This window comes from Bacillus sp. JJ1474, from assembly GCF_036965225.1.
In the GTDB taxonomy this organism is placed as follows: Bacteria; Bacillota; Bacilli; order Bacillales; family Cytobacillaceae; genus Cytobacillus.
This window is the reverse complement of sequence record NZ_JBALPC010000270.1, coordinates 1-12,861: the sequence shown is the minus strand read 5'-3', so window position 1 is coordinate 12,861 and position 12,861 is coordinate 1. Positions and strand designations below refer to the sequence as shown.

Below are 12,861 nucleotides of genomic sequence, written 5' to 3'. Positions count from 1 at the left end.
AAAATTTATTTTAATTTCCTTGGTCGTATTTGGGCATTTTCTTCAATCTTTTATTGAAGACAACGAGGCAACTTATACTCTATATAAGGTTATTTATACCTTCCATATGCCTGCGTTTATTCTTATCTCAGGGTATTTTGCCAAAGGCTTTAATAAAAAAGGATATATTTCTAAAATTTCTAGGAAGTTAATTCTTCCATATATCATTTTTCAAATCATCTATTCTGTTTTTTATTTCTTTCTATATAAAGAATCATCTTTCCAGGTTGATCCGCTCAAGCCACATTGGTCGTTATGGTTTTTAATCAGTTTGTTTTCTTGGAATATTTTGCTGCGGGCTTTCACTAAATATAAAGCTTTATATTCACTCGCAGCAGCGTTTACTATTGGGCTAATAGTTGGATATGCTGACTGGATTACAAACTATTTAAGCTTATCAAGAACTTTTGTGTTCTTCCCACTTTTTCTAATTGGATATTATTTAAATAGAGAGCATTTTTCTTTGCTTCAATCTGCGAAAATTAAGATTGTATCCTTAAGCGTATTGGTAATTGTGTTTACTGGATTTTATTTTTTCCCAAGTTTGAATCATGAATGGCTGCTTGGGTCTAAGCCATATATAGAGATGGGGGCCGCATCCATTGGGGCTTTGTTTACACGTTTAGGTTTTTATGTATTAAGCTTGATTATGGTCTTCAGTTTTTTCTCTCTAGTTCCAAAACAGTATTATCCCTTTACAAAATTAGGAAGAAACACATTATATGTTTATCTTCTGCACGGATTTTTTATCCGTATTTTTAGGGAGAGTTCTGTACAAAAGTTTTTTGTCGAACCAAAAAACTTTCTGCTCTTAGCGGTTGTTTCTCTACTGCTTACTCTTCTATTATCCAGTAAAATAACCGTACCATTTGCACAGCCTCTTATTGAATTAGAAACAACTAAACTGAAAAACCTGCAAGCTAGGTTATCGACCATTATGCAATACTATCGGAAAAAGCTTTTAAACTAAGAAAACGGACGCCCTTATGCGTCCGTTTTTAGTCTAAATTATTGACTGCATTAGAACAGGAGTTTATAATAAAAATCTAATGTCCCAGTAGCTCAGTAGGATAGAGCGACAGCCTCCTAAGCTGTAGGTCGGAGGTTCGAATCCTCTCTGGGACGTAAAAAACGAAAAAACGCCAATTCCTTGATCATGAGGGATTGGCGGTTTATTTTACTCATCATAAAGTTTCTCAGCTTTTGCTAAAAATGACTTCGAAGGGGTCTCATATTTAATATATCCATCAATATTTGTAATCCAATGGTTGTCTCCTACGTCATATTGACCGCCATTTAAATGATCATATCCATAAACTCGGTAAACTTCTCCAGGATTTAGTATTCTAGAAAAGACCAATTTATTATTTTCTTTTCTTCTCCAAAGATTTATCGGTTTTAATATTTTGATTATCCCTTTTTGCCCCTTTTTAAATACTAACCCATCCCAAGTCGGAGGTTTTTCTGATTTTTCCTTAAGATTAAACGCCCTAACCAATCCGTTTACATGACCCCGTGCTATCCTTTCTATATACGAAAACTGACTTAGTTTTGAGGCATCATTTGGATTATCAATAAACCCATTTTCAGTTAGCATTGCTGGCATATTGGATTCTCGAAGCATATGAAAGTTTTCCTGTTTTTTTCCGCGATCCATTAAATTTATTTGTTTAACGATTTCTTCATGAATGATCTCTTGGTAAGAGGATGAATTTTGTCTTTTGCTTGGATGAATATAATCTTCAAATCCAGTACCCCCGCCAGAATTTATATGGACAGATAGCAGAAATTCAGCTCCCCATGCGTTTGCCATATTTGTACGTTGATTAAGGGATACGGTTTTATCACTTTCACGGCTTAATTTCACCTGAATATTTTCGTAAGCTGTTAGCATGGTCTGAATACGTTTTGAAATTTGCAAGGTTAGATTTTTTTCAAATAATCCATTCCCCACGGCACCTGGATCTGTTCCGCCATGTCCAGGGTCAATGAAAATTTTGACCATTCGAAATCAACTCCTTTACATAAAGTATGCAAAAAAATAAGCTGCCATGTGGGCAGCTTTACTGATTAATGATCGTTTATTGCTGGTAATTTATTCTAATCCCTAGAAAGAGCATGATAATAGTTTTATCTTTATATATCCTCCACCACAATATAAGCAGCCTTTGTTGGACCGTGTACTCCAACAACTAAGTTCATCTCTATATCCGCTGAATTGCTTGGACCAGTTATAAAGTTTACACATGAAGCAACTTGTTCTCCATTCTTTACTTTTTCCCTAATCAACCTTGCTGCTTGTGTCATACGTGGGACGATGGAGCTTTTCGGAATAATAATGACTGATGTTGCTGGCAAGAAGCTAATACTTCTGCCTCTATCTTTACCGCTTAAAAGGACAGCTGTACCAGATTCTGCTAAGGTGATTTCACTTATCGTAATCCCGACATTTGCTTTTTCTGCTAGCTTAATATTTTCTTCACCAACGCTTGAGTCCCAAACATCTACTTTAATATCCTCACTCGGCAGAATCTTATTGAATAAGGGAGAAAGCCCGAATTCATCGAATCGAGGGTCACACCATTTGATAATTGGTCCCCCACCATATTTGGTAATTATATTCTTTAATGTTTCGGGCAGCCCTGAAAGATTTGTTGTAATAAAGTCGGTGTGAATACTTTTGCATTGTTCCTTAAGGACTTGAAGCAGTTCATCCTTACTAGCATCCTTTAATACTGCATCCTGAGGTTGAAAGTTCCACACGGGTCTTTCAATCGTGCTTTCTAGCTGATCTCTCCCTAACCTCTTAGCAATCTTTGTTAAAAATGACTCCCTATTCTGGATGTTCCCAGCCATTATTTATCACCTCCAGTATGACGATTTGCAAACCAATCACGGAAGCGTTCTTTATTAGGTGCTGGGAAATCACGAATTTCTGTCCAAGCCTTAAGAGGACCTGGTCCTTTTGAAATTTTGTCCCCAATGGTAAATGGATTCATGGCAGCAGGCGCTACTTTTGAACCTATTTTATATAATGCAGGGGAAGCCGCTCCAAGCCCAAATGCCTTCATTGCCATTTTTTCTGAAATTGGCGCTTTTCCTTCTTTTTCAACAATGACTTGACGATGTTTATGGAGAAGTTCATGTAAAGGAATTTTGACCGGACAGGCTTCGGTGCAAGCGCCACAGAGAGTAGATGCATATGGAAGTTCTTTATAGTCGTCATATCCTCCTAATAAAGGGGACAGGACTGCTCCAATCGGACCAGAGTAGATGGAGCCGTAAGAATGTCCACCCACATGGCGATATACTGGGCAAACATTTACACATGCCGCACAGCGAATACATTGTAAAATAGATTGAAACTCTCCCCCTAATATATCGGAACGTCCATTATCGACAACGACTAAATGAAATTCCTCTGGTCCATCCGCATCCTCTTCTTCTCGAGGACCAGAAAGGACGGTTACATAGCTTGGCAGTTTTTGTCCAACCGCACTTCTTGTTAATAAACTAACAAGAACCTCCATTTCTTCAAAGGTTGGAACAAGTCTTTCCATTCCCATAACGGTTATTTGTGTTTTTGGCAAAGCCGTAACAAGATCAGCATTTCCTTCATTAGTCACTAAAGTAATGGATCCTGTTTCTGCAATTGCAAAGTTACAGCCTGTTATTCCTACATCTGCAGTTAAAAATTCATTTCGAAGCATTTTCCGCGAATGAGCGCATAATTCTGCAGGATCTTCAGTTTTCTCATAGTTTAATTTCTTAGCAAACACATCTCGAATTTGTTCTTTATTTTTGTGTAATGCTGGAGCTACGATATGTGAAGGAGGATCATGATCATCGACTTGTAAAATATATTCACCTAAATCTGTTTCAATTACTTCACAACCGATCTTTTCAAGACAAGCATTTAAGTGAATTTCCTCCGTGACCATTGATTTCGACTTTACTACCTTTTTTGCGTTTTTCTTTTCAATAACATCTTGAATATATGACGTTGCTTCTTCAGCAGTTTCCGCAAAGAAAACATGACCGCCTCTTTTAGCAACATTCTCGCTCAACTCATATAAATAATAATCTAAATTTTCAAGTACATGTTGACGGATCTCTTCTCCGAGCGAGCGCCATTCTTCCCAGTTGCCCAGTTCTTCTGCGGCTGCCAATCTTCTTGTATGAAGTCTTTCCTGTGCACTAGAAACGGCTCCTCTCATAAAAGAATTGTTAATGCCTGCATTGACTCTCTCGTCAAAATTTTCAGTGCCAATTTTCATTGCCATTATTCTCCCCCCTTTAACGGCTGTTTAATATTTCAGCAATGTGCATGACCTTTATTGGCTTCCCTTTTCGGTCGATGCGCCCGCCAATATTCATTAAGCATCCGCCATCTGCACCGATTAAATATTCGGCCTTCGTTTCCTCAATATGCTGAACCTTCTCATCAACCATTTGCTCTGATATTTGCGCCATTTTCACAGAGAATGTACCTCCGAAACCACAACAATTATGTTTGTTCGGCAGTTCTGTATATTCAAGCCCCTGTACATGACTTAATAGTTTAAGAGGTGCATCCTTTACACCTAGCAATCTCGTCATATGACAGGAAGTATGGTAAGTTGCCTTTCCTTCCAATTTGGCCCCTACATCCTCGACCTTTAAAACATCTACAATAAATTGAGTTAATTCATACGTTTTTTCAGCCAGTTCCTTTGCTCTTGGCTCCCAAACTGGATCTCCTCTAAAAATAGTCGGATATTCATGAAACATATAAGCGCACGATCCAGAAGGAGAGACAACATACTCTGAATCCTCGAATGCCTCGATCATTCTTTTCATCGCTTCTTTTGATTCTTTCACATAACCGCTGTTATAGGCAGGCTGTCCGCAGCAAACCTGATCTTTTGGAAAATCAATTGTACAGCCAAGCCGCTCTAGAACTTCAACTGTAGCCTTTCCAACATTACTTTGAAACATATCTACTAAACATGTAGCAAATAGGCTTACTCTCATAGCCAACCTTCTTTCTAATCATTTTTCTTACTATATTATTATTCTATCTATATTATTTAATGAAAGAAAGTGTGTGTTATCATATTTGTTCGAAAATTTTAACATAGAAAATAGGACAGTACCCCTAAGATACTGTCCTTCATTGAATTAAGCGTTCGTATATACCTCAGCTTTTTTATTTTCATGGCGAATGGTTGCTTGCGCTGCTGCTAATCGAGCTAATGGCACTCTATAAGGCGAACAGCTGACATAATCTAGCCCTGTCTTATAGAAGAACTCAATAGAGCTTTTCTCTCCCCCATGTTCCCCGCAAATACCTGTTTTAAGCGTTGGCTTTGTTTTTCTTCCAAGTTGTACACCTGTTTCCACAAGCTTTCCAACGCCATTTTGATCAAGTGCTGCAAATGGGTTTTCCGGAAGAACTTTGTTCTCAATATAGGCCTGAAGGAATTTCCCCTCTGCATCATCACGGCTGTAACCAAACGTTGTTTGAGTTAAATCATTTGTTCCAAATGAGAAGAAATCGGCTTCCACCGCTATTTCGTCCGCTGTCAAAGCAGCACGTGGAATTTCTATCATTGTACCAATTGTATACTTAATCTCCTTACCGGTCTCTGCCTGAACATGGTTTGCTGCATCAATCACTACTTGACGCATTTGTTTAAGTTCATTGACATGACCGACTAGCGGAATCATGATTTCTGGCTGAACATCTATCAATCTTTCAGCTAGCTTAGAGGCAGCGTAGAAGATCGCCTTTGCCTGCATTTCATAAATTTCCGGATACATCATTCCTAAACGGCAGCCACGAAGTCCAAGCATAGGGTTATACTCGTCTAATTGCCGTACCTTTTTAAGCAATTGCTCTTTTTGCTTTAATTCCTTCGATTCCGGATCTAAAATTTGAAGCCTTGTTACCTCAACGAGAAGCTCCTCTTTATGAGGCAAAAACTCATGAAGCGGAGGGTCAAGTAAACGAACATTTACTGGATATCCTTGCATCGCTTCAAAAATCCCTTCAAAATCCCCTTGTTGCATCGGTAAAAGCTGCTCAAGCGCTTCCTTTCTCTCATTGAAGCTTTCTGCTAATATCATTTTTTGAACAATTGGTATCCGCTTACTATCCATAAACATGTGTTCCGTCCTGCATAAACCAATACCGGCAGCGCCAAATTCGAAGGCTTTTTTCGCATCCTCTGGATTATCAGCGTTAGCCCGAACTGTAATATTACGCACTTCATCTGCCCATCCAAGTAATCGCTGAAATTCTTCCGACAGCTCTGGATCGATCATCGGGACTTCTCCAAGAATGATTTCTCCAGTTGAACCATCAATTGTTATGATATCTCCATACTTAATCACTTTTTCGCCAGCGGCAAATTGTTTGGCTTTTAAATCGATTTTTAAAGCTTCACAGCCGCATATACATGCCTTTCCCATTCCTCTGGCAACAACGGCAGCATGGCTAGTCATTCCTCCCCTGCTTGTCAAAATGGCTTGAGCAGCGACAATCCCATGAATGTCATCTGGGGTCGTCTCAGGACGAACAAGGATCACTTTTTTGCCTTCATTTGCCAATTGTTCTGCTTCATCAGCATCGAAAACTACCTGACCTGTCGCAGCACCAGGAGAAGCTGGAAGCCCTTTTGCTAAAATAGGCTTTACTGCTGAGTCATCAATCCTGCGGTGAAGAAGCTGATTTAACTGGTCAGGGTCAACACGAAGAAGAGCCGTTTCTTTATCAATAATCCCTTCATCTACCATTTCTACAGCAATGCGAATGGCAGCTTGAGCTGTTCTCTTTCCATTTCGCGTTTGAAGAATAAATAGCTTACCCCTTTCTACCGTAAACTCAATATCCTGCATTTCTAGATAATGCTGCTCAAGCTGCTGAGAGGTTTGAATAAATTGCTCAAATACTTCTGGCATTTCTTCCTTTAATGTTCGAATTGGCTGTGGAGTTCGAATTCCTGCAACAACGTCCTCCCCTTGAGCATTAATTAAATACTCACCGTAAAGCACCGGTTCACCCGTTGACGGATTTCTTGTAAAAGCAACACCAGTCCCTGAGTCATTCCCCATATTGCCAAATACCATACTTTGAATATTAACAGCTGTTCCAAGATGGTCAGGAATTTTGTTCAGGCGGCGGTAAACGATTGCTCGCTGATTATTCCAAGAGTTAAATACAGCACGGATAGCAAGGAAAAGCTGTTCCTTTGGATCCTCGGGAAATGCTTTTCTCGTATGTTTCTTCACAATTTCTTTATAACCGGCAATCACTTCTTTCCAATCTTCAGCCGTCAATTCAGGGTCAGTCGTATATCCTTTTTGTTCACGAGTTTCTTCTAATAATTGCTCAAAAAAATACGTGTCAATTTCTAGGACAACATTGCTGAACATCTGAATAAATCGGCGGTAGGAATCATACGCAAAACGGGGATTATTTGTTAAGTTCGCTAAACCAGTAACTGTTTCGTCATTCATTCCAAGGTTTAGGATTGTATCCATCATTCCAGGCATAGAAAAAACGGAACCTGAACGTACAGAAACAAGTAAAGGATTCTCAGCGTCTCCCAGCTTTTTTCCCATTTTCTCTTCCAGACGGGATAGAGCCTCTAATGTTTGCAGTTCAACTGAAGCAGGAATCGCTTTATCAGATTCATAATAAGCATTGCACGCTTCTGTTGTAATCGTAAAACCAGATGGTACCGGCAAGCCGATTTTTGTCATTTCCGCTAGATTTGCTCCTTTTCCTCCGAGCAAGTCTTTCATATTTCCATTACCTTCTTGAAATAAATAAACGAATTTCCCCATGATTTTTAGCTCCTCTCCTTTTTTAACACTTCCAGAATTAAGCCTGCTGTTTCTTCCACTGCCTTATTCGATACATTAATAATCGGACATCCAACACGCTTCATAATTTTCTCAGCATAATCCAATTCTTCAAGGATCCGAGCAAAGCTGGCATAGTTTGCTTGCGAGGCAAGTCCTAGTGCCTTTAATCGCTCCTTGCGTATTTCATTTAGTTTATCTGGTGAAATGATTAATCCAATACAATTCTTTCGTGGAATTTCAAATAGCTCGTCTGGAGGCGGAACCTCCGGAACTAATGGAACATTCGCAACCTTAAACCGTTTATGCGCTAAGTACATTGATAATGGTGTTTTTGACGTTCTCGAAACACCAATCAAAACAATGTCTGCTTTAGTTATACCTCGCGGATCACGCCCATCATCATATTTAACTGCAAATTCAATTGCTTCAATCTTCCTAAAATATTCTTCGTCTAACCTCCTCATTAACCCAGGACTATGATGTGGCTCTTTGTTAAACTGTGTTTGAAACGCATTCATTAAGGGGTTTAATAAATCAACAGCTACAATTCCTTCTTCCTTAGCTCTTTTATCTAAATGCTCCTTTAAAGCTGGAACAACAATCGTATAAGCAATGATCGATTGGTCTTTACTTGCTAGAATAATAATATCTTCAATATCCTCAATATCATCTACATATGAATTTCTGCGAATATCAATTCGACTGCCAATAAACTGAGTTGCTACCGCTTTTACGACAAACTCTGCAGTTTCCCCAACCGAGTCTGACACTACATAAACTATTTCCTTTCGCATCAACTTTTTGCAACTCCCCTGAGCTTATTTTTCTCCTATTTCTATATATGCGCGCGTTAAGGTTGTTTTCGTTATTCTTCCTAACAATAAATACGTGTTGCTTTTCTCCTTAACTTCTTTTACAACGGGTAAAGAATCAATATGAAAAGAAATCATTTTTTTGGCAGCCTCTAGCAATGTTTCTTCTGGATCAACTGTTTTAATATTTGGCATCCTCGTCATAATTACACTTACTGGAAGTTCCTGAAGATTCTTGTTTCCAAGTGATGCCCTTAGTAAATCCTTTCTTGAAACGACACCTGCTAAATACCCCTCAGAATCAACTGCATAAAGCGTACCAACATCTTCTAAAAACAACTGGACAATTGCATCATAAACAGAGGTCGAACTTTCAACTACAATTGGATGTGCTTTAAAATCCTTTACCTTTTGATTGATAAACTTTTCTGCCTGGCGCATGACTTGAAATTCCTCATTATAGAAATAGCCTACTCGAGGCCTGGCATCTATATTTCCAGTTCTTGTGAGTATAGCAAGATCTGGGCGTAAGGCAGCCCTAGAAAGGGAGAGCTTTTTAGCGATTTCATTTCCTGTTATTGGGCCATTACGTTTGACAATTTGAAGAATTTCATCCTGGCGATTGGATAATTTAATCATCACCACCCCCTAAGTAAGATAAGTATGTATTATTTTATATTACCATTATAATTATGACATACTTATTTGTATATAGTATATCCTATTTATTTTTCACCCTTTTTTCAAAATTGTTAAACTATCACTCCTTAATTGAATGATTCAAAGGAGGGCAGGTTTCCCATCTATCTATTTTGTCAACAATAAGTTATAATAATATGTTGTTATTTAATACTCTTAAAGGAGTTTCTTTCATGAAGATAATCTGTTCTACATTAAATGCAAAATATATTCACACGAATATTGCCATACGTTATTTAAAGGCTTATGCAAGCCCTGAATTTCATATAGAAATTGCTGAATATACAATTAAAGATCCAATTATGAATATCGTGACCGATTTAATTCGAAAGAAGCCGGAAGTAATCGGATTTAGCTGTTATATTTGGAATATCGAAGAAACGATTAAAGTAGTCAATATGATCAAAAAGATTAACCCATCTATTCAAATTGTCGTTGGCGGTCCTGAAGTTTCCTATGATGTTCTAGAATGGATGAAAAAGGTTAAGGATTTCGACTATATTGTTATTGGTGAAGGAGAAGAGACATTTAAGCAATTACTTTCAGGAATACAAGGAGAATTGGAGATTGAGCAAATACATGGGGTTGCTTATCGTAAGGATGGAGAGGTCAAAATCAATCCTCAGCGAAATAAGATGGATCTTCGAGAATTACCATCTCCCTTCAGATTTGAAGAGGATATCCCTCACCTTTCCAAGCGTGTTACGTATATTGAGACAAGCCGCGGCTGCCCTTTTAGCTGTCAATTCTGCCTCTCATCGATAGAGGTTGGGGTTCGGTATTTCGACCGTGAAAAGATTAAGGACGATATTCGCTATTTAATGAAAAACGGCGCAAAAACGATTAAGTTTGTTGATCGGACATTTAATATTAGCAGAAGCTATGCGATGGAAATGTTTCAATTTTTAATAGATGAGCATTTGCCAGGGACTGTTTTTCAGTTTGAAATTACTGCAGACATCATGAGGCCTGAGGTCATTGAATTTCTAAATAAGGAGGCGCCGCCGGGTTTATTCCGTTTTGAAATAGGCGTTCAATCAACGAATGACTATACAAATGAACTTGTCATGAGAAAGCAAAATTTCGAAAAGCTTTCACGTACAGTGACAATGGTCAAAAATGGCGGAAAAATAGACCAGCATCTTGATTTAATTGCTGGACTTCCAGAGGAAGATTATCATTCCTTCCGAAAAACATTTAACGATGTATTCGAGATGAGACCTGAGGAACTGCAGCTTGGTTTCTTAAAATTATTAAGAGGGACAGGCCTGCGGTTGAGAGCTGCTCAGCACCAATATATTTATATGGATCATTCGCCTTACGAAATGCTCGGAAATAATGTATTATCTTTTGACGACATTATCCGGATTAAACAGGTTGAGGATGTATTAGAAAAATATTGGAATGACCATAGAATGGATTTCACTATTGAATATCTAGTAACGAAATCATTCTCATCTCCATTTGATTTCTTTCAGGAGTTCGGCAGCTATTGGGAGGAAAGAGGCTGGTCAAGAATTGGACATCAGCTAGAGGATTTATTTAGAAGACTTTATGAATTTCTTCAAAATAAGAACATAGCCGACTTAGATATTATAGAAGGTTTAATGAAGTATGATTATTTAATTAGACAAAAATATAGACCGAGAAAACCATGGTGGGATACCTCCGCTAGCTATGATAAGGCTGAAAGGTCAATTATTTATCAGGACATTATCCAAAATCCATCCATTTTAGGCTCTGAATTTGTTAAAATTGGCCTCAACGAAAAGGATATTTATAAGTACACTCTAATCGAAAGGCTTACATTTGATCTCGATAAATATTTAACTACCGGAGAAATCAACAAAAAGCCTACTTCCATCCTGACATATTTTGATTCAAGAAATGAAAAATCTTTCATTTTTTCTTCATCTAAAAATTAGTAATACTTTATCAGCCCCCTGCAATTAGCAGCGGGCTGATTTATTAACATTTCTTTTTTCTATTGTTTTTCTTTTCCTGATCTTCATTCATAAAGGGAAGCTCATAAAGCTTGCTCGCATTTATATCGCCAAACTCGTTGCCAAATTCAACATTGGCGTTTTTTTGTTTTTCTTTGTTTTTCCCCATTATGATCTGCCCTTTCTCCCTTGCTTAGAATTCCGGTTTGCCCCTTTCATTGGGTTTTCACCTTGGCTAAATTCTGCAGAGAATTCTGATTCCTCTAAGTTTTTCTTTGGGGTTTTCGTATGTTTTAGAGCAGCATCAAATTCCGCTTTTCTTTTTGTCATGACTGAAGCCTCCTATTGGAAATAGTACATTCTTATTATTTTCTTACAATATTTTTTCATTCAAAAAAAAATTCCCTTAAATTTCAATTTGAAACGGCTTATAAATCATCTGAATCAACAAATCCTAAAAAAAGACCAGCTATTTTCTATACACAAGAAAAGGGATGAATGAAATGGATAAAAAGGAAAAGGATGTTGGAAAGAATATTGGCATTGATGAGACTTTGCCGCATCAAATTGAAGCGCCTAGTTTCAAGGGAACAGGGATTAAAATGGAAGCACCCTTTGAAAATTCACATGGCGTTGTCATCGGTGATAGCTTCTATTCTTCAGAAAATTCCCCTTTAGAAAATTGGAGCAAGGACACGGATCCATCCATTATGGCTGGTGATGAATGGGTTCATCCGACGAATGATATTGGCTGGAATACGTCAGAAAACAAAGATCTGCTGGAAAGAAAAAAACGGCCACAAGGAGTTCCTTTTATGCACCCTACTCATGATGTAAGTAAGGGAACAGATTAAGATAGAGGGGCTGTCTTATAAGGACAGCCCCTCTTTCTTTACCCTATAATCACTCGTTCTTTCGGATAATGATAATTTGTCTTTTTCTCTTTACCGCCAATAATAAATAAGAAGGATGTTAACCCGATTCTTCCAATAAACATTAGGACCATTAGAATGCATTTTCCAAAGCTGCTTAGATCGGCCGTAATCCCCATGGAAAGACCCGTTGTACCAAAAGCAGAGCAAACCTCGACTATAATGGCAATAAGCTCATGCTGGCTATCAGATATGCTTAGAATAACAACAGATATAAAACACATGACCATCGCTAATATTGTAATGGCTAAAGATTTAAGAATATCATCTTGGTGAAGCTCACGGTTAAATATCTTAATATCCCTATTTCCTTTTGCAAAATGAAAAATAAATAAGATATTTAATGCAAATGTCGTAGTTCTTATACCCCCGCCTACTGAACTTGGTGAAGCGCCGATGAACATTAGAATACTTATGACCAATAAGGTAGGCATTGTAAACTCACTAATATCCATCGTTGTAAGACCGGCACTTCTCGTTGAAGCAGCTTGGAAAAACGCATAAAAAAAGCCTTTATGCCATGTAACTCCCTTCAAAAAGTGATTAAACTCTAACAGTAATATGAATATTGTTCCTATAATCAGG

Annotated in this window: 13 protein-coding genes and 1 tRNA gene; 4 read left to right on the top strand and 10 right to left on the bottom strand. The window is 38.0% G+C overall.

The features are described 5' to 3' along the window. Both V7164_RS24245 and V7164_RS24240 read left to right on the top strand, forming a co-directional pair. The coding region (locus V7164_RS24245; RefSeq protein ID WP_335355493.1) for an acyltransferase family protein at positions 1 to 1,009 on the top strand (1,009 nt) is incomplete at its 5' end. Between the two features lie 81 nt (positions 1,010 to 1,090). Then, a tRNA-Arg gene (locus V7164_RS24240) sits at positions 1,091 to 1,164 on the top strand. A gap of 52 nt (positions 1,165 to 1,216) precedes the next feature. Here the strand turns inward: V7164_RS24240 and V7164_RS24235 are convergent. The 7 genes from V7164_RS24235 to V7164_RS24205 form a co-directional block, all read right to left on the bottom strand. Beyond that, positions 1,217 to 2,044, bottom strand: coding sequence for an N-acetylmuramoyl-L-alanine amidase family protein (locus V7164_RS24235; protein WP_335355492.1), 828 nt, complete (start codon positions 2,042 to 2,044; stop codon positions 1,217 to 1,219). A gap of 131 nt (positions 2,045 to 2,175) precedes the next feature. After that, the gene (locus V7164_RS24230) at positions 2,176 to 2,895 is read right to left on the bottom strand and encodes a LutC/YkgG family protein (RefSeq protein ID WP_335355491.1); all 720 of its coding nucleotides are present in this window, start codon (positions 2,893 to 2,895) and stop codon (positions 2,176 to 2,178) included. Then, positions 2,895 to 4,322, bottom strand: coding sequence for a LutB/LldF family L-lactate oxidation iron-sulfur protein (locus V7164_RS24225; protein ID WP_335355490.1), 1,428 nt, complete (start codon positions 4,320 to 4,322; stop codon positions 2,895 to 2,897). Before V7164_RS24225 ends, V7164_RS24230 begins: the two co-directional genes overlap by 1 nt. 13 nt (positions 4,323 to 4,335) lie before the next feature. Continuing rightward, positions 4,336 to 5,052: a (Fe-S)-binding protein gene (locus tag V7164_RS24220; protein ID WP_335355489.1), complete on the bottom strand. Its 717-nt coding sequence runs from the start codon at positions 5,050 to 5,052 to the stop codon at positions 4,336 to 4,338. A gap of 147 nt (positions 5,053 to 5,199) precedes the next feature. Next, entirely contained in the window at positions 5,200 to 7,869 is a 2,670-nt protein-coding gene (gene ppdK, locus V7164_RS24215; RefSeq protein ID WP_335355488.1) for a pyruvate, phosphate dikinase, read from the bottom strand. A gap of 5 nt (positions 7,870 to 7,874) precedes the next feature. Further along, positions 7,875 to 8,687: a pyruvate, water dikinase regulatory protein gene (locus tag V7164_RS24210; RefSeq protein ID WP_335347434.1), complete on the bottom strand. Its 813-nt coding sequence runs from the start codon at positions 8,685 to 8,687 to the stop codon at positions 7,875 to 7,877. A 21-nt stretch (positions 8,688 to 8,708) separates the two neighbouring features. Next, positions 8,709 to 9,341 carry a helix-turn-helix transcriptional regulator gene (locus tag V7164_RS24205; protein ID WP_335347433.1) on the bottom strand — a complete coding sequence of 211 codons (633 nt, stop codon included), beginning with the start codon at positions 9,339 to 9,341 and terminating at the stop codon, positions 8,709 to 8,711. 233 nt (positions 9,342 to 9,574) lie between these two features. Between V7164_RS24205 and V7164_RS24200 the strand changes: the two genes are divergently transcribed. After that, a complete protein-coding gene (locus tag V7164_RS24200) occupies positions 9,575 to 11,326 on the top strand; it encodes a B12-binding domain-containing radical SAM protein (RefSeq protein WP_335355487.1) in 1,752 nt (583 codons plus the stop codon). Between the two features lie 43 nt (positions 11,327 to 11,369). On the opposite strand, the gene V7164_RS24195 is transcribed toward V7164_RS24200, so the two are convergent. Both V7164_RS24195 and V7164_RS24190 read right to left on the bottom strand, forming a co-directional pair. Then, complete coding sequence (locus tag V7164_RS24195) at positions 11,370 to 11,513, bottom strand: hypothetical protein (RefSeq protein WP_335355486.1); 144 nt, start codon at positions 11,511 to 11,513, stop codon at positions 11,370 to 11,372. After that, positions 11,513 to 11,674, bottom strand: coding sequence for a hypothetical protein (locus tag V7164_RS24190; protein WP_335355485.1), 162 nt, complete (start codon positions 11,672 to 11,674; stop codon positions 11,513 to 11,515). Before V7164_RS24190 ends, V7164_RS24195 begins: the two co-directional genes overlap by 1 nt. A 173-nt stretch (positions 11,675 to 11,847) precedes the next feature. On the opposite strand from V7164_RS24190, the gene V7164_RS24185 reads away from it, so the two are divergent. Further along, positions 11,848 to 12,198 carry a DUF3905 domain-containing protein gene (locus V7164_RS24185; protein ID WP_438823952.1) on the top strand — a complete coding sequence of 117 codons (351 nt, stop codon included), beginning with the start codon at positions 11,848 to 11,850 and terminating at the stop codon, positions 12,196 to 12,198. A gap of 38 nt (positions 12,199 to 12,236) precedes the next feature. Here the strand turns inward: V7164_RS24185 and V7164_RS24180 are convergent. Continuing rightward, the coding region (locus tag V7164_RS24180) for a potassium transporter TrkG (protein ID WP_335355483.1) at positions 12,237 to 12,861 on the bottom strand (625 nt) is incomplete at its 5' end.